Here is a 25,080-nt window from a genome sequence, read left to right on the forward strand (position 1 = left end):
CACGCGGTTCCTCTTCTCGTCGGCTGCCTCCAGGGTCCCACGGCCGTCCGTCCACTGCCGAGGCATTTCGCTGCGGGCCGATCGCGAGGGCGGCCGACGGGATGGGTAGGGTCGGCGCCGTGAGCGAGCACGACCACTACTTCACCGCCCAGCCCGCGTCCGCCGACGAGCGGCGGGTGCTGCGGGTGCACCTTGCTGGTCGGGACCTCGAGGTCGAGACCGCGGGCGGCGTGTTCTCCCCCGACCACGTCGACCTGGGCACCCGCGTGCTCCTCGAGCACGCGGCGCCCGCACCCGCCGCCGGTGACCTCCTCGACCTCGGCTGCGGGTGGGGACCGATCGCACTGACGCTCGCGCTCGCGTCCCCCGGCGCCCGGGTGTGGGCCGTCGACGTCAACGAGAGGGCCCTCGACCTCGTGCGACGCAACGCCGAACGAGTGGGCGCGACCAACCTCACGGCCGCCCGACCGGACGACGTACCTGACGCGATCAGGTTCTCCGCGATCTGGTCCAACCCGCCGATCCGCGTCGGCAAGGCCGCGCTGCACGAGCTGCTGCTGCGCTGGCTGCCGAGGCTGGCGGACGGCGCGCATGCGCAGCTCGTCGTCGGCAAGAACCTGGGGGCGGACTCCCTGCAGCGCTGGCTCGCCGCCGAGCTGCCCGTCACGGTCGAGCGAACCGCCAGCGCGAAGGGGTTTCGCGTCCTGAGGGTGTCGTGAGCGTCCCGGGCGGTGTCGACGACTGGCGGCGCCTGCGCCCGACCACCTGGAGCATGTGCGTCCTGATCTTCCTGGTCGCGTTCGAGTCGTTCGCGGTGACCACGGTGATGCCGACCGTGTCGGCCGCGCTCGACGGCACCGCGCTGTACGCGTTCGCGTTCGCCGGGCCGCTCGCCACCGGCGTCATCGGCATGGTCGTCGCGGGCTCGTGGTCCGACCGCCACGGACCTCGAGCGCCGCTGGCCGTGGCGGTCACCCTGTTCGCCCTCGGACTGGTCGGAGCCGGTCTGGCGCCGTCCATGGGCGTCCTGGTGGTCGGTCGTCTGGTCCAGGGCCTCGGCGGCGGTGCGATGACGGTCGCGCTCTACGTCATCGTCGGGCGGCTGTACCCGGCCGTGCTGCACCCGCGGGTGTTCGCCGGCTTCTCCGCCGCCTGGGTGCTTCCGGCGCTCGTGGGGCCGGCGCTGGCCGGGGCAGTAACCCAGAACGTCGGCTGGCGTTGGGTGTTCCTCGGCGTAGCCGTCCTGGTCCTGCCCGTGTCCCTGGTGCTGATGCCGGCCGTCCGCCGGATCGGGCCCCCGAGCACACCGGCGGAGCGCCCGCGACGAGGCCGGCTGGCCTGGGCGATGCTCGCGGCCGCAGCGGTGCTCGGCCTCAACCTGGCCGTCTACGTCCGGCTGCCGTGGTCGGTCGTCGTGGCGGCGGTCACCGCCGCGGCTGCGATCGCCGCGCTCCGGCCGCTCGTACCCGCAGGCAGCCTCCGTGCCGCTCGAGGGCTGCCGGCGGTCATCGCGACCCGCGGGCTCGTCGCGGGCGGCTTCGTGGGCGCCGAGGTCTACCTGCCGTACCTGCTCACCGACCGCTACGGCTTCTCGCCGACCACCGCCGGTCTCGCGCTGACCTTCGCGGCGCTGGCCTGGGCAGGGACCTCGTGGCTCCAGGGCCGGCTCGGTGACCGCCTCACCAGTCACCACGCGATCGTGCTCGGTGCGGCGCTGGTCGTGGTGGCCGTCGGCGGGGTCGCGGTCACGGCGGCTCTCCACCTCGCACCCGCCGTGGCGATCACGTGCTGGACCGTCGGCGGTGGCGGCATGGGGCTCGTGTACTCGCGGCTCACCGTGCTCGTCCTTGCCTACTCGGCGCCCGGCAGCCAGGGCACCCACACCTCGGCCCTGTCCATCGCCGACTCGATCGGCGCCGCGCTCGCGCTCGCGCTCACCGGTCTCGCGTTCACCTCGGTGCTGGGCTCCGACGCCTCACCGGACCTGCCCTTCACGGCCAGCCTGCTCGTGGCGCTGCTGTTCGCCGTGGGCGCGCTCGTCGCAGCGCCACGGGTGCTGACGCGTCAGACGGGCGACGAGACCGCCGACGCCGCCGCGTCGAGCGCGCTGCGCACCTGAGCGAGCGTCGGGGCGCCGGAGGCTCGACGGACGACCTCACCGGTGGCGTCCAGGACGAGGACGGTCGGTGTGACGTCGACGCCGAGCCGCTCGCCCAGGGCCGTGTGCTCGGCGACGTCGAGGTCCACGTGCGCCACCCCGTCGGCCGTGGCGACGGCGCGCTCCACGACGTGCCTGGTCGCGCGGCACGGGGCGCAGAACGTGCTCGAGAACTGCACGACGGTCGCGCGCTCGCCGAGCGCGACGCCGAGCTCCTCGGTGGTGAGCCTCATCTCAGCGCCGACAGGTCGACGTCAGCAGTCGCGACGAGAACGGCGGGACCGGCGAGCTCGACATGGCCGCTCGGCAGCACGGTGACCCGCACCGTCCCGCCGGGAACCTCCACGAGCCACACGTCCGGCGCACCGGCACCTGCCCAGGTCCGCACCGCGAGCGCCGCGGCGCACGCACCCGTGCCACAGGAGCGGGTCTCCCCGACTCCGCGCTCGTGGACCCGCATGCGCACACGGCCCACGAGGGTGCCGTCCGTCGCGCGCTTCTCACCCAACGGGAGCACGAGCTCCACGTTGGTGCCGTTCGGCGGCACCGGCATGACCTGGGGCGCACGTGTGAGGTCTGCAGCGGCCAGCTCCGTCTCGTCCTGCAGCGCGAGCACCACGTGCGGGTTGCCGAGGTCGACGCTCAGACCGGGACGCGCGTCGTCGACCCCGACGACGAGCACCTCGGCGTCGGCACCTCTGGCGGACGCTGCGTCGCCCCCCGGCAGCAACCAGCGGCCCATGTCCACGGCATACCAGACGTCGTCGCCGATGCCGGCCGGCACCGCGACGCGACGCACTCGCTTGACGCCCGCGCGGGTGCCGAGCGCGAGCTCGCTCTGCTCCGGGTCCCACAGTCCGAGCCGCTCGAGGAACGCTGCGAAGACACGGACCCCGTTGCCGCACATCTCCGCGACCGATCCGTCGCCGTTGCGGTAGTCCATGAACCACTGCGCACCCGGCTCCTCGGCCAGCACGGCCGCACCCTCGGGCAGGTGCTCGGTGCCGATCACGCGGATGACGCCGTCGCCGCCCAGGCCGCCGCGGCGGTCGGCAAGCTCGCGCACGAGCTCCGTGGACAGATCGATCGTGCCGGAGCGGTCGTCGAGCAGCACGAAGTCGTTCTGCGTGCCGTGGCCCTTGGTCACGTGCAGCGTCGAGGTCGCGACGGCCGTCATGATCCCAGGCTACGTCGCGGAGCCGGGTCGTCGGTGGCGAGCCCCAGCTCGCCCGTGTCCGCGGCGGCGACCAGGCTCAGCGCGCGACCCAGGAGGTCCGGGTCAAGCGCGTCCAGCCAGTGCACGCGTGGGTCGCGGCCGAACCACCCCATCTGCTTGCGCGCCAGCCGACGCGTTCCCGCTGCGATCGCGTCGAACGCCTCGTCGAGCGTGAGCTCGGCCCGGAGCATCGCGAGGATCTCGGCGTAGCCCACCGCGCGCGACGCGGTCCGGCCCAGACCGGACGTCACCAGCGCCCGCACCTCGTCGACGAGCCCGCTGCGGCGCATCCGGTCGACACGTCCGGAGATGCGCTCGTCGAGCACGGCCCGGTCGCAGTCGAGCCCGATCTGGACTGCCGGCACCTCGTAGACGTGCTGCGGAAGGGACGCCGAGTACATGCGACCGGTCAGCGCGATGACCTCGAGCGCCCTCACGATCCTGCGTGCGTTCCGGGGTCCGATGCCCTCGGCGGCTTCCGGGTCGACCGATGCCAGCTCGGTGTGAAGCGCCCGGGACCCTTCGGCCTCGACCCTGGCCTCCAGCGCCGCGCGGACCTCCGGGTCGGTTCCGGGGAACTCCATGTGGTCGAGCAGCGCCCGCACGTACAGCCCTGAGCCACCGACCGCGACCGACCTGTGCCCGCGCCCGTCGATCTCCCCGAACGCGGCCCGCGCACGTGCCTGGTAGTCCGCGACGGATGCGTCCTCGTGCGGGTCAAGGATGTCCAGGAGATGGTGCGGGATGCCGCGCCGCTCGTCGACCGTCAGCTTCGCGGTCCCGATGTCCATGCCGCGGTACAGCTGCATGGCGTCGGCATTGACCACCTCGCCACCCAGCGCCTCGGCGAGTGCGAGCGCGAGGTCCGACTTGCCGGTCGCAGTGGGCCCGACGACCGCGACGACGAGCGTCACTCTGCGGTGGGCCGCGCGGGGTCGTGGTACGCCACCGGCGCGGCCGGCGTCTCGGGGACGAAGCGCTTGGTCATCTCGCGGAAGAAGCCCAGGGACGAGCCGATGCTGGTCGAGAGCTGCAGGTCCAGCTGCTCGTCGGTCACGCCGCGGTCCCAGGCGATCGTGTGCTCGGTGTAGACCGCGACCTCGTCCTCGTCCGCCTTGACGTAGACCTTGGGCCAGAGCATCTGCTGGGACCACTCGTTGCACGCGATGAGCATGGTGCCGAGCTGGTTGCGCGGCACGGTGTGACCCCAACGCCCCCTGACCTGGAAGTAGGCCTTGTCGGGGCCCATGGTCATGAACCAGAACGGGTTGCCGTCCCACGCCGCGAACAGGTCTCCGTCGGCGTCCGTGCCGTACTTCGCGCCTTGTGCGTCAAGCAGGCGCGCGGCCCGCTCGATCGCCAGCGGCGCAAGCGTGGGCTCGGTGTTCTCGACAGACATCGGTACCTCGTCGGGTCGGTCCGTGGCGGCGCCGCGGGCGTTGGTGGGTACGCAGACCTTACCGGCGCCGTGCCGTCACACCGGGACGGTCCACAGCAGCACGGCGTGCTGCGCGCCCAGGACGACCTCGTCTGCCAGGAGCCTCGCAACGACCGGGACGTCAGCCGTCGCGCCCACGAGGACCTGCCAGGGCGCCCAGCCACGTACCGCGAGCTCGGCGGCGACACCGGCGTCCGCCGACGCGAGGCGAGCACGCGCCTCCGGACTCGCGTCGGCCAGGTCGGCGAGGAGTGCTGCGTCGTACGCAGGCGCCCGGTCGTCGTCGGCGAGCGGGGCGTCGGGGCCGTGCCGGCCGCTGCCGGACCCGACGACGACCAAGCCAGTCCGCCGTCCGGCGACGAACGAGGACCCGAGTGCCTGCAGCGCGTCGGCCCCCGCCGCGGGCGTGACCTCGACGACGCGCACGGCGCGGGGCTGCCCGGCTCGGTGGACCAGGTGCAGCGCGACGACGCTCGCGACCGACGGCTGGACGCGGCTCGTCGCATCGTCCTCCAGGGTGACGTCCTGCGCGGGCCACCGGACCTGCGCGTCCGGGATCCCCGCCGCGCCGAGCGAGCTGCTGACCGTGCCGCCCAGGACGCGGTCCACCGGACCGGGGGCGACGACGACCACCACGTCGGGCGACAGCGCCATGAGCTGCTCGATCGCCGACATCGCGGGCCCGAGGAGCCCGTGGACGGGTCCCGCGCCGCCTGTGACGCCCGGGACGAGCGTCGCGGTGTCCGGGACCAGGGCGGCGGCGACGAGCATGCTCCGACGGTAGCGGCCGGACGGAGGGACTCTGGACGCTGGCGCTCGCATCGTCGGTGGCCCCCGGTATGGTCGTGCGCATGAGCTCGTTCGGGGATCGTGCGCGGCGTTGGTTCCGCAGCCCGGCGCGCCCCACGCCCGCGCGGCCCGTCGTCCCGATCCCGACGGACGACGAGGAGCTCCACGACCGCGTCGCCGAGCTCCTGGCCAAGGAGCTGGGGGTCGCGGAGTCGTCCAACGACCTGCCGACTGAGGTCTCCCCCGCGCGCATCGCATCGTGGATGACCGACAACGCGTTCTCCTACTTCGTGGACAACGACGGGGACCTCGGCGGGTTGTGGCGAGGTCGGCTCTTCTACTTCTTCCTGTTCGGGGAGGACTCCGAGATCCTGCAGATCCGTGGTCAGTGGCATCGCGAGGTCGCGATCGAGCGGCTCGAAGAGGTGCTCGACATCTGCAACGAGTGGAACGCCGACCGCATCTGGCCGAAGGCCTACGTCCGCGTGCGGGACAACGGCCGCATCCACGTGGTGTCCGAGGTGGCGACGGACCTGGAGCACGGCGCCACCGACGCGCAGCTCAGCCAGATGCTCTTCTGCGGGCTCTCCACCGGCAGCATGTTCTTCGACGCCCTCGACGAGCGCTACCCCGACCCGGCAGGAGTCGCGCCGTGAGCGGCCCCGGCTGGCTGCTGCGGGTCCTCGGCGGGCTCCCGAAGCCGACCAAGAAGCCCGACCCCGGCGACGGGCCGCCCTACCCGCTGACCCGGGAACGCATCGCGGACTACCTCGTCGGGCGCGGCTACCGGTTCGTGATCGACGATGACGGCGACCTGACCGGCACATGGGACGGCAGCCGCTTCTGGTTCCTCATGCTGGGCGAGCAGCAGGAGATCCTCCAGGTACGCGGCCGTTGGCACCGCAGCCTCCCGCTGGACCAGCGGGCATCTGCCTCTTTGGCGGTCAACGACTGGAACCGCGAGCGGATCTGGCCCAAGGCCTACATCCGTGAGGAGGAGGGCGTGCTGGCTCTCTACAGCGAGGTCTCCGCCGACTTCGAACCGGGCGTCACCGACGTCCAGCTCGCTCAGCTGCTGGCCTGCGGGCTGGGCACGGGCGTCCAGATGTTCACGACTCTCGAAGCACTGCTGCCGCGCGACGACGTCACGCCACCAGACGTCCCCGACAACTAGCGCAACGTCGGCAGCCCGAGCGCCACAGGACCGACCGGTGCGGCGGACCCGCACGCGTCGCCGGAACCACCGTGGCTGTGGTCGTCGTCGGTGCGACGTTCCCAGGCGTCACCCGCACGCGTGGGTCGGACGTCGAACCGGCCGCCCGGAACGACCGCTGAGTCCGCCACCAGGTGGTACGGCGCTGCATACGTGACGTCCACGCTCACCAGGTCGCCGGGACGAGGGACCGCACCACCGTCCGGAACAGCGAGGTGCACGAGGCGGTTGTCGGCGGCACGCCCGGTCAGCCGGTGCGACGCGCCGTCCTTGCGGCCCTCGGCTTCCGCCACCAGCACCTCGACCGTGCGGCCGACCTGGGCGCGGTTCTCCTCGAGGGAGATCCGGTCCTGCAGCGCGGCGAGCCGGACGTAACGCTCCTGGACCACCGCCTTCGGCACCTCGTCCGGCAGGTCGAACGCCGCGGTGCCGGGGCGGGGCGAGTACTGGAAGGTGTAGGCCGACGCGAACCGGGACGCCTCGACGACCCGCAGCGTCTCCTCGAAGTCCTCCTCGGTCTCACCGGGGAAGCCGACGATGATGTCCGTCGTGATCGCGGCGTCCGGCATGGCGTCTCGCACGCGGTCCAGGATGCCCAGGAACTTGTCCGACCGGTACGAGCGGCGCATCGCGCGCAGGATCCGGTCCGAGCCCGACTGCAACGGCATGTGCAGCTGCGGCATCACTGTCGGAGTCTGCGCCATCGCCTCGATGACGTCGTCGGTGAACGCGGCCGGGTGCGGCGAGGTGAACCGGAGCCGTTCCAGCCCTTCGACGGCCCCCACCGCCCGGAGCAGCTTGGCAAACGCACCCCGGTCACCGAAGCCCACACCGTAGGAGTTCACGTTCTGCCCGAGCAGCGTCACCTCCACGGCGCCCTGACCGACCAACGCGTCGACCTCCGCGAGGATCTCGCCCGGGCGTCGGTCGCGCTCCTTGCCGCGCAGGTGCGGCACGATGCAGAACGTGCACGTGTTGTTGCAGCCCACGCTGATGGACACCCAGCCGGCATAGACCGACTCTCGCCGGGTCGGGAGCGTCGACGGGAAGACCTTGAGGGACTCCTCGATCTCGACCTGCGCCTCGGCGTTGTGCCGCGCCCGCTCGAGCAGGACCGGCAGGACGTCCAGGTTGTGGGTGCCGAAGACGACATCCACCCACGGGGCACGCTCGACGATCCCCGAGCGGTCCTTCTGCGCGAGGCACCCGCCGACGGCGATCTGCATCCCAGGACGAGCCCTCTTGGTCCCGGCCAGTCGGCCCAGGTTCCCGTAGAGCTTGTCGGCCGCGTTCTCGCGGACGGCGCACGTGTTGATGACGATGACGTCGGCGTCCTCGGACGCAGCGTCCGCTGGGCTGGCCGCCACGTAGCCCGCTCGCTCGAGCATGCCGGCCATGTGCTCGGAGTCGTGCACGTTCATCTGGCAGCCGAGCGTCTTGACGACGTAGGTGCGCGCTCGGGGATCACCGACGGCGGCGTCGGGGGCTGTGGGCACCGCGCTCGTAGACATCGCCTACAAGGGTACGGCCGGACCGGAGGGGCTCAGATCACCGCTGCGCGAGACTCAGATCAGCACTGTGCGAGGTGGGACATTTCGGACTAGCATGACGGAATGGGGGAATGTCGGGGGGCACCGCCGCCCGCGCATAGAAATGACGCACCGGTGCCATTCCGGGGCGCCGACCGGAATTTCAGGACCCCACACGCCGGCGACCGCATTCCGGGCGCCATGTCCCACCGTCTGTCGGTCGTGTCCAACGGCCCGCGGGCACCGGCGCACCGACTCGTTGCCTGACGACGCCCGAGCACAGGGTTGTGCTCCCGCAGGTCAGGCCGTCCTGTCGGTCAGATCGACGACGACGCACCATCCGCACAGGGCGGTCTCTTAGCGCCCCGCCGACCTTTTGTCTGCGGAAGATCGATTGGGCGAAGCGCTCTGCGCACGTTCCTGCTCGCGCACATCCGACCCACCGAGCCACCTCTCGGGCAGCCCGCCCGAGAAAAGCACACGACACCACGGGGGAACACACGATGCCCAAGAGACAACCGATGACGATTGTGGGGAACATGTCGATGTCCGAGCACGCCGACCGTTCACGCGCGGGCGACGCCATCGCCAGCCACCGCACCACGTGCGCAGGTGCTACCTCATGAGCGGGAGCATCCCCATCCCGATCCCCCTGTCCGAGACCTCGGTGCCCGTCAACGCGACGTTCCTCGGGCAGGTCACGGGATCGATCAGGCTCTCCATCAAGGGTGTCCTGCGCGTCAGGGTCGAACCGCCAGACGGCGGCGGCGGCGGAACGACACCGCCCCCGGTCTTCGTGGTCGGGGAGACGTACCCCGACGAGACGACAGTCGGCGCGGGCATCATCCGCCCCTACCCGACGAACGTCGTCACGACGGCGACCACCTTCACCGGGACGTCGACCGAACCGATCGTCGACACGATCTTCGAGAACCTCGTCACGATCGACGGGAACGGCTTCGAGTTCGAGAACTGCGTCTTCCGCGGCCCGGTCACGCGCACGACGAACGCCGGCAACCTGATCAACGTGTTCTCCGACTCGAGCGGGACCGTGCTGCGGTACTGCGACATCAACCCGCAGACGCCGTTGTCCTACTGGAACGGCATCGGGTACAAGAACTACCGCCTGGAGCAGTGCCACGTGTGGGGCTGCACCGACGCTTTCGCGGCGTTCGCCCTCCAGGACGACCCGGACCCGTCGGTCAACGTCAAGATCATCGGAACCTGGGCCGAGAAGCTCTCACAGTTCAAGCCGGACGAAGCCGGCAACCGTGACGTGACGCACAACGACGTGATCCAGTGCCAGGGCAACGTCGGACCCGACGACGACATCCTGATCGACGGGTCCCGGTTCGACGCCTACCACTCGCTCGAGCAGTCCGACCCGACGCCGCCTCAGCACACCCAGATCAGCGCGATCATGATGACGCCGAGCGGTTCGTGCCAGGACCGCGTCTGCCTGACCGCTCGTCGCTCCTGGTTCACGGGTGGCATCTTCACGCTGAACGCGACAGCTCCGTCCCTGGGGCTGTCGGTCCTGGTCCTGGAGGACAACATCTGGGAGAAGCCGCGCAGTGGGGGCCCGTCAGCCGCCATTGCGATCGACACCGTCCTGACAGACCGGGTGGTCACCGGAAACGTCTACGAGGACGGCACCGACGTGCCGATCTACAACGGCTGACCAGAGCAGTCGACGCCCCGGAGGCCCCTCGGCCTCCGGGGCGTTCGCCGTCTCGGGCTCCCTGATGTACCCGTCCCCATCATGCGGCGTCGGGCAACTTGTCCTAACGTGTCCGGATGGCGGACCTCCCGGCGGCGCTCCCGGCTGTGCACGCAGAAGATGCCCTGGTCTCGCTGAGAGGCGTCGAGAAGTACTTCGGCCAGCTGCATGTCCTGCAGAACATCGACCTCACCGTGGCTCGCGGTGAGGTCGTGGTCATCATCGGCCCGTCGGGCAGCGGCAAGTCGACGCTGTGCCGGACGATCAACCGTCTGGAGACGATCGACGCCGGCGTGATCGAGGTGGACGGCAGACCGCTCCCCGAGGAGGGACGAGCGCTCGCGCGTCTGCGAGCGGACGTCGGCATGGTGTTCCAGTCGTTCAACCTGTTCGCGCACATGACCGTGCTGCAGAACGTCGTCCTCGGGCAGGTCAAGGCCAAAGGCGTCAAGGCGTCCACCGCACGGTCCACCGCGATGGAGCTGCTCGAACGGGTGGGCGTCGCAGACCAGGCGGACAAGCTGCCCTCGCAGCTCTCCGGAGGCCAGCAGCAGCGCGTCGCCATCGCCCGCGCTCTCGCGATGCAGCCCAAGGTGATGCTCTTCGACGAGCCGACGTCCGCCCTCGACCCCGAGATGATCAACGAGGTCCTGGACGTCATGGTCGGCCTCGCGCACGACGGGATGACGATGCTCGTGGTCACGCACGAGATGGGCTTCGCACGCCGCGCAGCACACCGGGTGGTCTTCATGGACGCCGGCCAGATCGTCGAAGAGGCCGATCCGGAGACGTTCTTCACGGCACCGACGAGCGAGCGGGCCCGCGACTTCCTGTCCAAGATCCTGACCCATTGAACCTCGGTCACCGCCGCGCCGTACAACCCAGAAGACCCGAAACGACACCGCACACAACACACCACAAGGGGAACCCACGATGCGCACAGGACGACTGTTCACTGCCATGGCGGCGGCGGCGATGCTCACGCTGGCCGGATGTTCGAGCAGCGACGACGACTCCGGCTCGGACTCCGGATCGACGCCGGAGGCCTCCGAGAGCAGCGGCGGCGCCGAAGGCACCATCCGCATCGGCATCAAGTTCGACCAGCCGGGCCTGGGCTTCAAGGACGGCAACGAGTACACCGGCTTCGACGTGGACGTCGCGAAGTACGTCGCCGGTGAGCTCGGGTACGGCGAGGACCAGATCGAGTTCGTGCAGTCGCCGTCGGCCCAGCGGGAGAACCTGCTCCAGACCGGGCAGGTCGACATGATCTTCGCGACGTACTCGATCACCGACAAGCGCAAGGAGGTCATCTCCTTCGCCGGTCCCTACTTCGTCGCCGGGCAGGACCTGCTGGTCGCTGCGGACGACGACTCAATCACCGGACCCGAGGACCTCGAGGGAAAGAACCTCTGCTCGGTCACCGGCTCGACGTCCGCCGAGCGGATCAAGAACGAGTACGCCACCGGTACCAACCTCCTCCAGCAGCCGGGGTACGCCGAGTGCGTCACAGCGCTCACGGCCGGACAGGTCGACGCGGTCACGACCGACGACATCATCCTGGCCGGCCTGGCCGCCGTGCCGGCGAACAAGGGCAAGGTCAAGGTGGTCGGCAACCCGTTCTCCGAGGAGAACTACGGCGTCGGCCTGCCCAAGGGCAGCGACAAGTGCGAGGCGATCAACACCGCGATCAGCAAGATGATCGACGACGGCACCTGGAAGCAGCTCCTCGCCGACAACGTCGGCGCATCCGGCTACGAAGCGAACGCGGACCTGAACCCGCCGGAGCCGGCAGCCTGCAGCTGACCCACTGACGTCCTGGGGGCCTCGCCCGAGGCCTCCAGGACGGCCCTGCGACCGGTAAGGAGAGCCGGTGGACGACGGGTTTCTCGAGCAGTACCTGTCCCTGTTCGACGAGTTCGACGTCCTGGCTGCCTTCTGGGTGAACATCCAGCTCACCGTGTACGCCGGGATCCTCGGCCTCGTCCTCGGCACCCTGCTGGCCACGATGCGGATCTCGCCCGTGCCGAGCCTGCGCTGGGCGGGCTCCGCGTACGTCACCGTGTTCCGGAACACCCCGCTCACCATCATCATGGTGTTCTGCGTGCTCGGTCTCTGGGGACAGCTCGGCTGGACGCTCTCTGCGGACTTCACCACCAACTTCTTCCGGTTCGCGGTCGTCGCCCTCGCGATCTACCACGCCGCCTTCTTCTGCGAGGCCCTGCGCTCCGGGGTCAACACGGTACCGATCGGGCAGGCCGAGGCCGCTCGGGCCATCGGGTTGAGCTTCCTGCCTGCCGCCCGACTCGTCATCCTGCCTCAGGCGTTCCGGGGATCCGTCGCCCCCCTCGGCAACGTGCTGATCGCCCTGATCAAGAACTCCACGGTCGCGGCCGCTGCTGGTGTCGCGGAAGCCGCCGGCCTCATGAAGACGATGATCGAGTTCCGGCCCGACGTCATCCTCGCGATCTTCCTGACGTTCGCGTTCGGCTTCGTCGTCCTCGTGGTGCCCGTCGGTCTCCTGACCACCTCGCTGTCCCGCCGACTGGCGGTGGTCCGATGACCGACTCTCCGCTCTTCGACGCTCCGGGGCCTCGGGCGCGTCGCCGGATGCTGTGGGCGAACATCATCGGCACCGTCGTCGTGGTCGGGATCGGGTTCCTGGTGCTGCGGGCGTTCGCCGCCAAGGGCCAGCTCGACGGCGCGCTGTGGAACCCGTTCATCGGCTCGCGTTCCTGGGAGAACTTCCTGCTGCCCGGCCTGAGGGACACCCTCAAGGCAGCAGGCATCGCGATCGTGACCTCGAGCCTCTTCGGCGCGCTGTTCGGGATCGGCCGGTTGTCCAGCTCGGCAGCCGTCCGCGCCGTCAGCGGAGCCATCGTCGAGTTCTTCCGCGCAGTGCCCGTGCTGCTGATGATGATCTTCTTCTACTTGGGGATCGCCCAGCTGCACGTCGTGGAGCCAGCCGACCTGCCCCTGGTCGCCGTCGTGCTCGGCCTGACGTTCTACAACGGCTCGGTGTTCGCCGAGCTCATCCGTTCCGGGGTCCACAGCCTGCCTCGGGGGCAGCGCGAGGCCGCACTCGCCGTCGGACTTCGCCCGACGCAGTCACTGCGCCTCATCGAGGTTCCCCAGGCGCTGATCGCCATGCTCCCGGCTATCGCCAGCCAGCTGGTCGTCATCCTCAAGGACACTGCGCTCGGTGCGATCATCACCTACCCGGAGCTGCTCGACGCAGCCCGGCGGCTCGGGTCGAGCCAGGGCAACATCCTGCAGTCGCTGGTCATCGCCGCCGTGGTGTTCATCATCATCAACTACGCGCTGACCCGGCTCGCAGGGCGGCTCGCCAAGCGTGTCGGAGGCCGGACCGCGGGCAAGCCGCGGGTCGAGGTCCCCGGCCTGGCGGTGGGCCCCGGGGCGGTACCTCCCGGAGTCAAGTGACGCGTCAGCCTGCGGTCGCGCTGGCGCGGATCTCCCGGATCACGGTGACCTTGATCTCGCCGGGATAGGCCAGATCCGACTCGATGTGCCGGGCGATCGCGACCGCGAGCTGCGGGAGCGCGTAGTCATCCACCTCCGACGGCTCCACCACGACCCGGACCTCGCGCCCCGCGGACATCGCCAGTGCGCGACGCACGCCCGCGTGGGCCGCGACGAGATGCTCGAGCTTGTCGATCCGCTCGACGTACTGGTCCAGCTCCTCGCGACGAGCACCAGGGCGGGACGCCGAGATCGCGTCCGCGACCTGGACGAGAACCGCCTCGACCGTCTCGGGCGGAACCTCGTCGTGGTGTGCGGCTATCGCGTTCACCACGGCTGCCGACTCCCCATGCCTACGCGCGAGGTCCGCGCCGACGGTCGCGTGCGTCCCGGGCACCTCCGACGTGAGGGCCTTGCCCAGGTCGTGCAGGAAGGCACCGCGCCTCGTGACCTCGACGTCGGCACCGACCTCCGCGGCGAGAGCGGCGGCCAGGAGACTCGTCTCCACCAGGTGCTCGAGCACGTTCTGGCCGTACGAGGTACGCAGACGAAGCCGCCCGAGCGTCTGGACCAACGTCGGGTGCAGTCGCGTGACCCCCGCCCGCTCGGCCGCGTCGTGACCCGCCGACTCGGTGCGCTCGCCCGCGCTGGCAACGGCCTCGGCGTACGCCTGCTCGATCCGCTGCGGGTGGATCCGACCGTCCGCCATGAGCGCCTCGAGTGTCACCTGCGCGACCTCTCGCCGCTCGGGGTCGTAGCAGGACAGCACCACCGAGCCCGGTTGGTCGTCGACGAGGACGTTCACGCCCGTCAACGCCTCGAAGGACCTGATGTTGCGACCCTCCTTGCCGATGATCCGGCCCTTCATGTCGTCCGACGGCAAGGGCAGGACGGAGATCGCTCCCTGCGAGCTCGTCGCGACCGCGAGCCGTTGCACGGCGGTCGTGACGATCCGCCGCGCGCGTGCCTCCGCCGTTCGCCGCGCCTGCGCCTCGGCGCGGCGAACCTGGGCAGCGGCGTCGTTCTCGGCCTGGGCGGTGATCCGGGAGGCGAGCTCGTCTCGCGCCTCCTCAGCGGTCAGCCCGGAGACCGACTCGAGCTCGGCCTGCACCGCGCGGTCGGCCTCGGCGACCTTGCGGGCGACCTCCTTGTCGACGTCCTCGCGCAGACGGATCGCCTCACGTTCGTCGCGCGCCAGGGCTTCGACCCGGACGCGGGTCGTGCGCTGCAGCTCGTCGATCTCGGCCCGTTCGGCCACCAGCGCCTGCTCACGGTCTGCCACCCGCCGGTCACGCCGTTCGACGTCCGCCAGGAGCGCCCGAGCCTCGTCCTTGATCGTGGCGACGTCCTCAGCGGCGCGAGTTCGCTGCACCCCGGCCTCGCGGCGGGCCACGAGAACGAGAACGAGCGCCACGAGGCAGGCCCCGAGAAGTCCGACGACAGTCGCCAGGGCACTTGAGTCCACCGAGTCATCCTCCGTCGTCGTCCACGCTGAGTGGTGCACCCGCGTCGAGGCGTGCCCTGCGGCCATTGTCTCGCAGGTGGGGTGCGCAGTTGACGGACCGCCACCCCGCAGGCCCACATGGGTTCCGGACGGGATCGCTCGGTAGGACTGTCGGTCAGTACGGCGAGACGGCGCCGTCGAGGCCTTCGAGCGTCTCATCGGTGCTGTCGATCGCCGCGAGCTCCTCGCGCACGAGCCGCGACACGAGCCCTGGCGGGTACCCCTTGCGCCCGAGCGCCGCGTAGGTGCGCCGCGCGCGCGTCTGCACGTCCAACGTCGAGGTGGCCGCAAGCTTGCGCCTCACGAGCGCCCGTGCAGCGATCTCCTCGTCATCACTGTCGACCTCGTCGAGTGCAGCGGCGGCCAGCTCGTCGTCGATCCCCTTGCGGCGTAGCTCGACCGCGATGGCTCGGCGAGACAACCCTCGTTCGGCGTGTCGGGTTCGCACCAGCATGCGCGCGAACTCCTCGTCGTCGATCAGGCCGACCTCCGTGAACCGGTCGAGCACCTTCTCGGCGACCGCGTCCGGGACCTCCTTGCGGGCCATCGCCTCCGCGAGCTGGGCGCGACTGCGCGCCGCACCGGTCAGGAGCCGGAGCGCGATCGCTCGCGCCACCGACTCCTGATCCGGTTCGGCGTCCATCGCGGCTGCACCGGACGGGGGCGGCTCCTCCGTCCGGCGCCCCCGCCGGCTCGCCTGGAACGTCATGCCTCTCAGAAGTCGACGGGCGCGGGGACGTCGACCGCCGGTGCGTCGATCCTTGCGCCGATGCCGAGCTTCTCCTTGATCTTCTTGTCGAGCTCGTTGGCCAGGTCGGGGTTGTCCTTGAGGAAGGTCCGGGCGTTCTCCTTGCCCTGCCCCAGCTGGTCGCCCTCGTAGGTGTACCAGGCGCCCGACTTACGCACGAAGCCGTGCTCCACACCCATGTCGATCAGGCTCCCCTCGCGGGAGATGCCGACGCCGTAGAGGATGTCGAACTCTGCCTGCTTGAAGGGCGGGGCCATCTTGTTCTTGACGACCTTGACGCGGGTCCGGTTCCCGACTGCGTCCGTGCCCTCCTTGAGGGTCTCGATGCGACGGATGTCCAGTCGCACCGAGGCATAGAACTTGAGCGCCTTGCCACCGGTCGTCGTCTCGGGAGAGCCGAAGAACACGCCGATCTTCTCGCGCAGCTGGTTGATGAAGATGGCAGTGGTGCCGGACTGGCTCAGCGCGCCCGTGATCTTGCGCAGCGCCTGGGACATGAGCCGCGCCTGCAGACCGACGTGGCTGTCGCCCATCTCGCCCTCGATCTCGGCCTTGGGCACGAGGGCTGCGACCGAGTCGATGACGACGATGTCGATCGCGCCGGAGCGGATCAGCATGTCCATGATCTCGAGCGCCTGCTCACCGGTGTCCGGCTGGGAGACGAGCAGCGCGTCCGTGTCCACGCCGAGCTTCTTGGCGTACTCAGGGTCGAGCGCGTGCTCGGCGTCGATGAAGGCGGCGATGCCCCCGGCGCGCTGTGCGTTGGCCACCGCGTGCAGCGCGACGGTCGTCTTGCCCGAGGACTCCGGACCATAGATCTCCACGACGCGGCCGCGCGGCAGCCCGCCGATACCGAGCGCGACGTCCAGGGCGATGGAGCCGGTGGGGATGACCTCGACCGGGGCACGCCCGTCGTCGCCGAGACGCATGATCGATCCCTTGCCGAACTGGCGGTCGATCTGGCTGAGCGCTGCCTCGAGGGCCTTTTCGCGATCCTTTGGTGCGGGCATGTCCGACCTCGTCTGTCTCGAGCAGCACGTGCTGCGGTACGGGGGCTGGTCTTTGTCACGAGCGACGCTATGTCCGACCACCGACATCCCGACCGAACCACCCCCGACCCTGTGCTCCGGCACCCGCCGGCAGGGCTGTGGAAGGCTCAGCCGCTCGCAAGCGCCACCATACCGAACAGATGTTCGAGCGCGCGCTCGACATGCCCGGCGTGTCGAGACCTGTGTCGGACGTCGTGCCGGCGCGGCGGCGGATCCGATCAGGACAGCTCGAGCTGCTCCCCCGGAGCCACCACGTGCACCTGCACGCCCGGCGCCACCCGTGCCGCCGCGTGCGCGAACGCGGGTCCTGCCCGGTCCATCCATCCCGGCGGAAGCCGTCGTGACACCGGTGCGTGGAGTGTCCCCCAGTGCACCGGGACCGCGGCCCGGGCACCCACCGTCACGCACGCGCGCGCGGCCTGCACGGGATCCATGTGCCCGCCCGACAGCCGGGGTCCCCAACCGCCCACGGGGATCAGCGCGAGGTCGATGGGACCACCGGCCAGGTCCGCGAGGTCGGCCATCGCGGCGAACGGCGACGTGTCGCCCGCGAACCAGATGCGATACGTCGGCGTGGTCACCAGGAAGCCGTTCGCGGCGTTGGGCCGGTGCGGCATCGGCCGGTGGATGTGCATCGCAGTGACCAGCCGGACCCGGACCTGCGAGCCCGGGACCTCCCACCAGTCGTGGTCGGTCAGCCCGGCTGCACCCTCGATGCCCCGCCGTCGCAGCCAGTGCGCGTTGGCCGGCGCGGTCAGGACGGGCGTCTCGCCGAGGAGCCGCAGGGAGCCGAGCTCGGCATGGTCGTGGTGCAGGTGCGACAGCAGCACTGCGACCGGACCTGCCCAGTCCTGCGGGCGTGGTGCGCCTCCGCGCCGCCGGAGCAGGCCGGCATGACGCAGGAGCAGAGGGTCGGTCAGGAGCCGGACGCCGTCGAGGTCCAGCACGGTGCTCGCGTGCCCGAGCCACCTGAACCGCAGGGTCACGGTCGCAGACCTTCCGCCGCGGCCCAGCGGATGAGCTGTTCGTGCACCGCCTCCGCACCGACGAGGATCACCCCGTCGCCCACCGGCTCGCGGAGCTCGTCGTCCATCTCCCACCGCGCAGGGTGCAGCAGGAAGGCGTGGTTCTGGGCCCCGCCGATGCCGCCGTGGGAGCCGACCTGCCCCTCGAACGCGTGCACGTGGCCGGTCGCGCTGACCGTGGAGATGAGCAGCAGGTCCCCCGTGTGCGGGAGCCGTGCCGCTCGCACGAGGTCCGGACGCCCGCGCGGGCCGTACGGCAGGAGCGGGTCCTCCCCCTCGGGCTCGGCGTCGTCCTGCTCGAGCAGGACCAGGCCCCGCGGCCCGATCGCGACGAGCCCACGGTCGGCGCTGTCGACCACGACCACACCCACGCCCGGTCGCTCCGCCAGTCCGGCGACGAGCCCCGGCCAACGCTGCTGGAAGTCCTCGAGCGTCAGCCGCCGTGGCACGCGGGGGAACCACACGAGACCCAGGTTGCCCGAGCCGACGGTGACCACCTCGGGCAGGTCGTCCGCACCCTGCTGCTTCGGTCGTCCCTGGTCGGGGCCGAGGACCGCCGTGCCGCGCGACAGGTTCAGGGCGCTGTTGACGAGGGCGTTCAGGGGACCCCAGTCCTCCCCGGTCCCGCTGTCCACCCCGTCCGCAGCAGGTTCTGCCATGAGCGCGCGCACGGTGTCGAGCAGGGTCTCGCCGCCCAGCTGCTCGTAGGTGGCCCCCAGTGCCTGCCCGTGGTCGGACAGCACCACGATCTCGTAGTCCCGCGGCGCCACGGCGACCACGCGCTCGAGCGTGCCCAGCACCCGGTCCAGTCCCTCGAGCGAACGCAGCGACTCAGGACGGGTGGGACCCGCGTGGTGGGCGATCTCGTCGTAGTCGACGAGATCCACGTAGATCGTCGGGTCCCCGCGCAGGAGCGCCTCGGCCACCAACGACGTGTTCAGGTCGCGCAGCAGCACGTTGCTGATGCCGCGCAGCAGGATGTACCAGCCGGTACGCGAGATGCGCGGCTGCACCTCACGGACGCGCTGGCGGCGAGCCTGGTAGATCTCCTTGACCATCTCCGCGACCGAGACCGTAAGTGCGCGTGCGAGGACGAACGGGCTCGCGAAGAACCGGACGTAGGCCGGTCCCGGCCCGAGGCCACCGTCGGGGCCCTTCGTACGCGAGCGGCTCATCACCACGTACGCGGTCGCGGCGTCCCCGGAGAACATCGTCGAGATCGCCGAACCACCACCTGCGAGAAGTCCCTTTCCCGTGGACAGCCGCCCCTCCACGAGCGCAGCGTCCTCCGGGTGGTTCGTCACCACGAGGCGACCGAGGTCCCTGTCCCACCAGCGGAACGCGGGGATCTGGCCCGAGTCGCCGTGCAGGAGGCCCGCCTGGCTGGCCGGTGTCGTCGACGGGATCCGCGCCCACCAGTCCTCGAGCACGTGGTTCCCGTCGGCGATCCACCGTTGGATGTTCGGCGCCAGACCGGCCTCGATGGCCTCACGCAGCACGGGCGCCGCGACACCGTCGAGCTGCACGACGAGCATCCCGGGCTCTCGCTGCGCACCTCGGCTCGGCTCGACGATGCCCCGGCGGCGGGCCTGCCGACGAGCGCGGCGCACCACGACAGAGATCACGTAGTCGCTGTCGTTGGCGCCCAGGACCCAGCGCCCCACCGCCATCACGACCGCCGTGAGGAGCATGACACCGACCACGTCCCAGACGGTGTCCGCGACGATCCCAGGAACCAGCCCAAGCGCGACCCAGAGGACCGCGACCTGCGCGAGCAGGCCGAGGCCCAGAGCGAGAACGGCACTGCCTCGTCGTGCGAGGTACCGCAGCGGTCCACCCAGCAGGAGGTCCCCGAGCGCCACCACGGCGGCCGCCGCGACGATCGAGCCCGGGTTGTCGGACCGCACGCCGTCGATGAGCCACACCGCGGCCGCGAGACCGAGGGTCGTCGTCGCGAGAGTGAGAACGGCTTCGCCGATGTCCTGCAGGGTGGGCACCCACGCGCGGACGCGCCGGCCGGTCGGTGAAGTCATCGTCGGTGTCTCTCCTCAGGACCGCGGCGGCGCCGGGCGGTGGGCGTCGGCCCCCCAGCGAGAGTTCTCGGGAATCTCGAGCTCGTCACACAGGGCGTGCCAGACGTCGCGGGGCTCGACGTTGTCCTCGAGAGCCTGGACGGCTGTGCGCTGGTCGAGACCGCCGAGCACGAGCTCACGGGTGAGCTCGCGTCCGTGCGCAGCGCCCAGGACCTCGTCGACCAGCTGCCAGAACTCGCGATACCGCACGAGGCACAGCCTGCCACCTGCACGGGGCCTTCGGATCCGCTGTCCGGTGTGGGTGCTGCCAGCCACAATGACCTCGTGGTGCTGAAGCGATTCTCCGACCCGACCAGGTCCTGGTTCGAGGGCGCGTTCGCGGAGCCCACGGCCGCCCAGCTCGGCGCCTGGGGCGCGGTGTCGGGCGGCGACCACGCGCTGGTGGTCGCCCCGACCGGCTCGGGCAAGACTCTGGCGGCGTTCCTGTGGGCCCTCGACGGGCTGCTGACCGGGGCACCTGTGGACGACCCGGTCGAGAGGTGCCGCGTCCTGTACGTGTCCCCGCTCAAGGCCCTGGCAACGGACGTCGAGCGGAACCTGCGCTCACCTCTGGTGGGCATCCGCCAGGCGGCCCAGCGCCTCGGAGTCACGCTGCCCGACGTCACGGTCGGCATCCGCACGGGCGACACCCCACCGAACGAGCGCAGGGCCTTCGCGACAAAGCCGCCGGACATCCTCATCACGACGCCCGAGTCGCTGTACCTCGTCCTCACGTCGGGCGCCCGGGCCGGGCTCGCCGGGGTGCGCACGGTGATCGTCGACGAGATCCACGCCGTCGCCGCGACCAAGCGAGGCGCGCACCTCGCGCTCTCCCTGGAGCGCCTCGACGCGCTGCTGGACCGGCCGGGAGGTCCCGGACCGGCGCAGCGGATCGGGCTGTCGGCGACCGTGCAGCCTGTCGCGGCGGTCGCGGAGTACCTCGGCGGCGCGCGCTCCCGCGAGGACGGCGGGCGCGAGGTCGTCGTGGTGCAGCCGCCGTCGACCAAGCAGATCGTCGTGGACGTGGTGGTCCCCGTGCCCGACCTGGCGGACCTGCGCGCTGCCGGCGGGCTTCCTGACGACGACCTGTCCGGCGCCGCGGACGCGCCCCTGGTCCGGGCGTCCATCTGGCCGCACGTCGAGGAGCGCGTCGTGGACCTCGTCGCGGACCACCGCTCGACGCTCGTCTTCACCAACTCCCGGCGTGGCGCGGAGCGCCTGACCGCCCGGATGAACGAGGTCTGGGCGGGACGCCGCGGCGAGGACCTCCCGGACCACGGGTCCGTGGTGGCGGCGTCGGTGCCAGGCCAGTCCGGTACCGCGGTCGGTGTGGACACCCGAGACGCGGCGACGATCTTGGCGCGTGCGCACCACGGCTCGATGAGCCGGGCCGAGCGGACCCGCACCGAGTCGGAGCTCAAGGCCGGGAACCTCCCTGCGGTCGTCGCGACGAGCTCGCTCGAGCTCGGCATCGACATGGGCGCGATCGACCTGGTGGTGCAGGTCGGCGCGCCGCCGTCCGTCGCCAGCGGGCTGCAACGGATCGGCCGGGCCGGGCACCAGGTCGGTGCCGTGTCCCGAGGCGTGGTGTTCCCGACCTTCCGGGGCGAGCTCGTGGCGTCGGCGGTCACGGCCGAGCGGATGCGCACCGGGATGCTCGAACCTCTGCACGTGCCGCGCAACCCGCTCGACGTGCTCGCGCAGCAGATCGTGGCGATGGTCGCGGTCGAGGACTGGTCGCTCGACGACCTGTCGACCGTCGTGCGCCGCGCGGCACCGTTCTCCGGTCTGGGAGACGCGACCCTGCGCGCTGTGCTCGACATGCTCGCCGGACGGTATCCCAGCGAGGAGTTCGCGGAGCTGCGTCCGCGGCTCGTGTGGGACCGCGTCCGGGACGTGCTGACCGGACGCCCGGGCTCGCTGCGGCTGGCTGTCACGAGCGGGGGCACGATCCCCGATCGCGGGATGTACGGGGTCTTCCTGGCCGGCGGTGCCACGGCCAGCGACGTCCCCGTGGACGCGGAACGCACCGGAGGTGCGCTGCGCGGCGGCAAGCGCGTCGGCGAGCTCGACGAGGAGATGGTCTACGAGTCGCGTGTCGGTGACATGTTCACGCTCGGGTCGAGCACCTGGCGGATCGACGACATCACCCCGGACCGCGTGCTGGTCACGCCCGCACCCGGCGTGCCCGGCCGGCTTCCGTTCTGGAAGGGCGACGCACCCGGCAGACCCGCAGAGCTGGGTCGCGCGATGGGCGGCTGGGTGCGTGAGGTGCTCGGCGCGGCCGACGCGCGGACGCGGGTCGAGGCAGCCGGCCTCGACAGCTGGGCGGCCGACAACCTGCTGACCTACCTGACCGAGCAGCAGGCTGCTACCGGGGAGGTGCCGTCGGACACCACGCTCGTGGTCGAGCGCTTCCGGGACGAGCTCGGTGACTGGCGGATCGTCGTGCACTCGCCCTACGGCGCCCGCGTGCACGCGCCCTGGGCGATCGTGATCGGCGCACGGCTGCGGGAGAAGTACGGCGTGGACGCCGCCGCGATGCACTCGGACGACGGGATCGTCCTGCGACTTCCGGACATGCTCGACGCGAGTGCCGGACTCGGTGCCGACGACCCGTGGGCGGACGCGTCCGGACCGGCGATCGACCTGGCCGACCTGCTCCTGGAGCCCGACGAGGTGCTCGACTCGGTCCGTGCCGAGCTCGGCTCGTCGGCGATGTTCGGAGCGCGGTTCCGCGAGGCCGCCAGCCGGGCCCTGCTGCTCCCCCGTCGTCGGCCCGACCGCCGGACGCCGTTGTGGCAGCAGCGTCAGCGGTCGGCCCAGCTGCTCTCGGTCGCCGCGGGGTACCCCGACTTCCCGATCCTGCTCGAGGCCGTGCGGGAGTGCCTCCAGGACGACTTCGACACCGACGCTCTCACCACGCTCATGAGGGACATCGCCGGGCGTCGGGTGCGGGTCGTGGAGGTGACGACGACGCAGCCGTCGCCCTTCGCGCAGTCGCTGCTGTTCGGCTATACCGCCCAGTTCCTCTACGACGGCGACGCCCCGCTGGCCGAACGACGAGCAGCGGCGCTCACGCTCGACCCCACCCTTCTCGCCGAGCTGCTCGGCCAGGGCGGCGCCTCTCAGCTGGCTGACCTGCTCGACCCTGACGCCGTCGTGCGCACGGAGGCGGAGCTGAGCGGGCGCGCGCCGGAGCGACAGGCAGGGTCGATGGAGCAGGTCGCGGACGTGGTGCGCAGGCACGGACCACTCACGACGGCCGAGGTGGCGGAACGCGTGCAGCCGTCGGTCACCGAGCAGCTGCCGGACTGGCTGGCCTCGCTCGAGGCCGCCCGCCGGTTGATCCGCGTCCGGCTCGGCGGGGTCGCGCCGGATCGGACCGAGCAGTGGGCTGCGGTCGAGGACGCGGGGCGGTTGCGAGACGCCCTCGGCGTTGCCCTGCCGATCGGTGTCCCGGAGGTCTTCACCGAGGTGGTGCCAGACCCGGTAGGCGACCTGCTGCGCCGGCACGCCCGTACGCGTGGGCCGTTCACGGCCGCGTCCGCCGCGGCCCGGTTCGGCTGGGGCGTCGCGATCGTCACGGAGACGCTGCGGCGGCTCGAACGCCTCGGCGTCCTCGTGCAGGGACGACTGCGACCCGATGTGCTCGGCGGCACCGGCGACGAGTTCTGCGACGCCGACGTGCTTCGCCAGCTGCGCCGACGGTCGCTGGCGGCCCTGCGTGCCGAGGTGGAGCCCGTGGCTCCGCAGGCACTCGGTGTGTTCCTCCCCCGGTGGCAGGGCGTGCGCCCCGTGGGGCGCGCAGACCGTGCCTCCGCGACCGGTTCGCTGCGGGGCGTGGACGGCGTGGCACGCGTGGTCGAGCAGCTTGCCGGGTCCGTGCTGCCCGCTTCCGCCCTGGAGACCCATGTGCTGCCGGCCAGGGTCTCCGACTACGTCCCAGCCATGCTCGACGAGCTGACCGCCGCCGGGGAGGTCGTGTGGGCCGGGCACGGTGCGCTTGCGGGCCACGACGGTCTCGTCTCCCTGCACCCCGCGGGCGTGGCCGACCTGACCCTCCCGCCGGTCGATCCCGGCGCCGCGGACCTCGGGGACCTGCACCAGGCGGTGCTGACGGCGCTCGCCGGTGGTGGTGCGTGGTTCCTCGGCGCTCTGACCGACCGGGTGCGCCAGCTGCTCGAGGAACAGCCCGAGCAGACACCGACGCAGGTGGACGTCGCGACGGCGGTGTGGGACCTGGTGTGGACCGGGCACGTCACGAACGACGGGCTCGCCCCACTGCGCGCCTGGCTCGGCACGGGGACGACGGCGCACAAGACGCGCACACCCACGCCGCGGGGACGCGCGCTGCGGCCCCGACTCGGTCTGCGCGCGGCCGTCCGCGTCGGCGGCTCGTCCGAGGTCGGCTCGTCGCGGGGCACGGCACTGGCCGCGGGCGGGGGGCGCTGGTCGTTGCTGCCCGCGCGGGAGGCAGACCCGACCCTGCGCGCACACGCACTCGCAGCGCAGCTCCTGGACCGGCACGGGATCCTGACGCGCGCCGTTGCACCGGCGGAGGGCATCGGGTCGCAGTTCACCGACGTCTACAAGGTGCTCTCGGCGCTCGAGCAGGGTGGGCAGGTGCGCCGCGGGTACTTCGTCGAGCGCCTCGGCGGCTCGCAGTTCGCGTTGCCCGGTGCCGTCGACCGCCTGCGGGTCGACGCACAGGTGGTGGAGCGTGCGAGCGACCCCGACGAGCGCAGCGAGCCGCTGGTCGTGGTGCTGGCCGCCACCGATCCGGCGAACCCGTACGGCGCATCGTTGCCCTGGCCCGTCACGGCCTCGGACGGTGGCCACCGACCGGGTCGCAAGGGGGGCGCCCTGGTCGTGCTCGTGGACGGCGCGCTCGTGCTGTACGTGGAACGCGGCGGCCGCACCGTGCTCTCGTTCTCTCCTGACAGTGCCGTCCTGCTCTCCGCGGCGGACGGTCTCGCGGTCACGGTGCGCAGCCGGCGCAGCGGGCGCCTCACCATCGCGCGGCTGGACGGCGAGGACGTGCTCGGCGGCGGAGCGCTCCACGGGCAGGTCGGCCAGGCGCTGGTCGCGGCCGGCTTCGCACCCACGCCGCGCGGCCTGCGCCTGCCGGGACAGTCGTGA

22 protein-coding genes are annotated in these 25,080 nt (G+C 71.4%); 10 read left to right on the forward strand and 12 right to left on the reverse strand.

All coding sequences use genetic code 11. The annotated features are described in order from the left end of the window. Positions 1-119: 119 nt before the first annotated feature. Entirely contained in the window at positions 120-719 is a 600-nt protein-coding gene (locus tag N553_RS0113510; RefSeq protein WP_028046962.1) for a class I SAM-dependent methyltransferase, read from the forward strand. Further along, the gene (locus tag N553_RS0113515; protein WP_028046963.1) at positions 716-2,119 is read left to right on the forward strand and encodes an MFS transporter; all 1,404 of its coding nucleotides are present in this window, start codon (positions 716-718) and stop codon (positions 2,117-2,119) included. The genes N553_RS0113510 and N553_RS0113515 overlap by 4 nt, the downstream gene beginning before the upstream one ends. Here N553_RS0113515 and N553_RS0113520 read toward each other — a convergent pair. From N553_RS0113520 to N553_RS24360, 5 genes are all read right to left on the reverse strand, one after another. After that, complete coding sequence (locus N553_RS0113520) at positions 2,065-2,391, reverse strand: thioredoxin family protein (RefSeq protein ID WP_028046964.1); 327 nt, start codon at positions 2,389-2,391, stop codon at positions 2,065-2,067. The two genes, N553_RS0113515 and N553_RS0113520, sit on opposite strands and share 55 nt — an antisense overlap. After that, positions 2,388-3,335 carry a diaminopimelate epimerase gene (dapF, locus tag N553_RS0113525; RefSeq protein ID WP_028046965.1) on the reverse strand — a complete coding sequence of 316 codons (948 nt, stop codon included), beginning with the start codon at positions 3,333-3,335 and terminating at the stop codon, positions 2,388-2,390. Before dapF ends, N553_RS0113520 begins: the two co-directional genes overlap by 4 nt. After that, positions 3,332-4,288, reverse strand: coding sequence for a tRNA (adenosine(37)-N6)-dimethylallyltransferase MiaA (gene miaA, locus N553_RS0113530; RefSeq protein ID WP_028046966.1), 957 nt, complete (start codon positions 4,286-4,288; stop codon positions 3,332-3,334). The genes dapF and miaA overlap by 4 nt, the downstream gene beginning before the upstream one ends. Then, entirely contained in the window at positions 4,285-4,773 is a 489-nt protein-coding gene (locus N553_RS0113535; RefSeq protein ID WP_028046967.1) for a YbjN domain-containing protein, read from the reverse strand. Before N553_RS0113535 ends, miaA begins: the two co-directional genes overlap by 4 nt. A 75-nt stretch (positions 4,774-4,848) precedes the next feature. Continuing rightward, complete coding sequence (locus N553_RS24360) at positions 4,849-5,583, reverse strand: hypothetical protein (RefSeq protein ID WP_028046968.1); 735 nt, start codon at positions 5,581-5,583, stop codon at positions 4,849-4,851. A gap of 80 nt (positions 5,584-5,663) precedes the next feature. Here N553_RS24360 and N553_RS0113545 point away from each other — a divergent pair, with 80 nt between their 5' ends. Then, positions 5,664-6,257, forward strand: a complete 594-nt coding sequence (locus N553_RS0113545; RefSeq protein ID WP_028046969.1) for a YbjN domain-containing protein — start codon at positions 5,664-5,666, stop codon at positions 6,255-6,257. Further along, on the forward strand, positions 6,254-6,775 hold the full coding sequence (locus N553_RS0113550) for a YbjN domain-containing protein (RefSeq protein ID WP_028046970.1): 522 nt from the start codon (positions 6,254-6,256) through the stop codon (positions 6,773-6,775). The genes N553_RS0113545 and N553_RS0113550 overlap by 4 nt, the downstream gene beginning before the upstream one ends. Here the strand turns inward: N553_RS0113550 and miaB are convergent. Further along, positions 6,772-8,325 carry a tRNA (N6-isopentenyl adenosine(37)-C2)-methylthiotransferase MiaB gene (gene miaB / locus N553_RS0113555; protein ID WP_028046971.1) on the reverse strand — a complete coding sequence of 518 codons (1,554 nt, stop codon included), beginning with the start codon at positions 8,323-8,325 and terminating at the stop codon, positions 6,772-6,774. The genes N553_RS0113550 and miaB overlap by 4 nt on opposite strands. A 640-nt stretch (positions 8,326-8,965) precedes the next feature. Between miaB and N553_RS0113560 the strand changes: the two genes are divergently transcribed. From N553_RS0113560 to N553_RS22750, 5 genes are all read left to right on the forward strand, one after another. Then, positions 8,966-10,024, forward strand: a complete 1,059-nt coding sequence (locus tag N553_RS0113560) for a hypothetical protein (protein WP_028046972.1) — start codon at positions 8,966-8,968, stop codon at positions 10,022-10,024. A gap of 116 nt (positions 10,025-10,140) precedes the next feature. Then, positions 10,141-10,917, forward strand: coding sequence for an amino acid ABC transporter ATP-binding protein (locus tag N553_RS0113565; RefSeq protein WP_028046973.1), 777 nt, complete (start codon positions 10,141-10,143; stop codon positions 10,915-10,917). Positions 10,918-10,996: 79 nt separating this feature from the next. Continuing rightward, positions 10,997-11,866: a glutamate ABC transporter substrate-binding protein gene (locus N553_RS0113570; RefSeq protein WP_028046974.1), complete on the forward strand. Its 870-nt coding sequence runs from the start codon at positions 10,997-10,999 to the stop codon at positions 11,864-11,866. A gap of 67 nt (positions 11,867-11,933) precedes the next feature. After that, positions 11,934-12,623 carry an amino acid ABC transporter permease gene (locus N553_RS0113575; protein WP_028046975.1) on the forward strand — a complete coding sequence of 230 codons (690 nt, stop codon included), beginning with the start codon at positions 11,934-11,936 and terminating at the stop codon, positions 12,621-12,623. Further along, the gene (locus N553_RS22750; protein ID WP_034622460.1) at positions 12,620-13,501 is read left to right on the forward strand and encodes an amino acid ABC transporter permease; all 882 of its coding nucleotides are present in this window, start codon (positions 12,620-12,622) and stop codon (positions 13,499-13,501) included. Before N553_RS0113575 ends, N553_RS22750 begins: the two co-directional genes overlap by 4 nt. Before the next feature lie 4 nt (positions 13,502-13,505). On the opposite strand, the gene rny is transcribed toward N553_RS22750, so the two are convergent. From rny to N553_RS0113610, 6 genes are all read right to left on the reverse strand, one after another. Beyond that, complete coding sequence (rny, locus tag N553_RS0113585) at positions 13,506-15,005, reverse strand: ribonuclease Y (protein ID WP_028046976.1); 1,500 nt, start codon at positions 15,003-15,005, stop codon at positions 13,506-13,508. Positions 15,006-15,159: 154 nt separating this feature from the next. Continuing rightward, positions 15,160-15,687: a regulatory protein RecX gene (locus N553_RS0113590; protein ID WP_081844641.1), complete on the reverse strand. Its 528-nt coding sequence runs from the start codon at positions 15,685-15,687 to the stop codon at positions 15,160-15,162. Between the two features lie 71 nt (positions 15,688-15,758). Beyond that, positions 15,759-16,802, reverse strand: a complete 1,044-nt coding sequence (gene recA / locus N553_RS0113595; protein WP_028046978.1) for a recombinase RecA — start codon at positions 16,800-16,802, stop codon at positions 15,759-15,761. A 257-nt stretch (positions 16,803-17,059) separates the two neighbouring features. Next, entirely contained in the window at positions 17,060-17,827 is a 768-nt protein-coding gene (locus N553_RS0113600; RefSeq protein ID WP_051640175.1) for an MBL fold metallo-hydrolase, read from the reverse strand. Next, entirely contained in the window at positions 17,824-19,899 is a 2,076-nt protein-coding gene (locus tag N553_RS0113605) for an alkaline phosphatase family protein (protein ID WP_028046980.1), read from the reverse strand. Before N553_RS0113605 ends, N553_RS0113600 begins: the two co-directional genes overlap by 4 nt. Before the next feature lie 15 nt (positions 19,900-19,914). Next, entirely contained in the window at positions 19,915-20,148 is a 234-nt protein-coding gene (locus N553_RS0113610) for a DUF3046 domain-containing protein (protein ID WP_028046981.1), read from the reverse strand. A 75-nt stretch (positions 20,149-20,223) separates the two neighbouring features. On the opposite strand from N553_RS0113610, the gene N553_RS0113620 reads away from it, so the two are divergent. Continuing rightward, the gene (locus N553_RS0113620; protein WP_028046982.1) at positions 20,224-25,080 is read left to right on the forward strand and encodes an ATP-dependent helicase; all 4,857 of its coding nucleotides are present in this window, start codon (positions 20,224-20,226) and stop codon (positions 25,078-25,080) included.

The organism is Cellulomonas sp. URHE0023, assembly GCF_000688475.1.
In the GTDB taxonomy this organism is placed as follows: domain Bacteria; phylum Actinomycetota; class Actinomycetes; order Actinomycetales; family Cellulomonadaceae; genus Cellulomonas.

Excerpts from the sequence above, each read along its gene's own strand:
- N553_RS0113520 (WP_028046964.1), bottom strand. The coding sequence starts at position 2,391 with ATGAGGCTCACCACCGAGGAGCTCGGCGTCGCGCTCGGCGAGCGCGCG.
- dapF (WP_028046965.1), bottom strand. The coding sequence starts at position 3,335 with ATGACGGCCGTCGCGACCTCGACGCTGCACGTGACCAAGGGCCACGGC.
- N553_RS0113535 (WP_028046967.1), bottom strand. The coding sequence starts at position 4,773 with ATGTCTGTCGAGAACACCGAGCCCACGCTTGCGCCGCTGGCGATCGAG.
- N553_RS24360 (WP_028046968.1), bottom strand. The coding sequence starts at position 5,583 with ATGCTCGTCGCCGCCGCCCTGGTCCCGGACACCGCGACGCTCGTCCCG.
- N553_RS0113545 (WP_028046969.1), top strand. The coding sequence starts at position 5,664 with ATGAGCTCGTTCGGGGATCGTGCGCGGCGTTGGTTCCGCAGCCCGGCG.
- miaB (WP_028046971.1), bottom strand. The coding sequence starts at position 8,325 with ATGTCTACGAGCGCGGTGCCCACAGCCCCCGACGCCGCCGTCGGTGAT.
- N553_RS0113560 (WP_028046972.1), top strand. The coding sequence starts at position 8,966 with ATGAGCGGGAGCATCCCCATCCCGATCCCCCTGTCCGAGACCTCGGTG.
- N553_RS0113565 (WP_028046973.1), top strand. The coding sequence starts at position 10,141 with ATGGCGGACCTCCCGGCGGCGCTCCCGGCTGTGCACGCAGAAGATGCC.
- N553_RS0113570 (WP_028046974.1), top strand. The coding sequence starts at position 10,997 with ATGCGCACAGGACGACTGTTCACTGCCATGGCGGCGGCGGCGATGCTC.
- N553_RS22750 (WP_034622460.1), top strand. The coding sequence starts at position 12,620 with ATGACCGACTCTCCGCTCTTCGACGCTCCGGGGCCTCGGGCGCGTCGC.
- N553_RS0113590 (WP_081844641.1), bottom strand. The coding sequence starts at position 15,687 with ATGGACGCCGAACCGGATCAGGAGTCGGTGGCGCGAGCGATCGCGCTC.
- recA (WP_028046978.1), bottom strand. The coding sequence starts at position 16,802 with ATGCCCGCACCAAAGGATCGCGAAAAGGCCCTCGAGGCAGCGCTCAGC.
- N553_RS0113605 (WP_028046980.1), bottom strand. The coding sequence starts at position 19,899 with ATGACTTCACCGACCGGCCGGCGCGTCCGCGCGTGGGTGCCCACCCTG.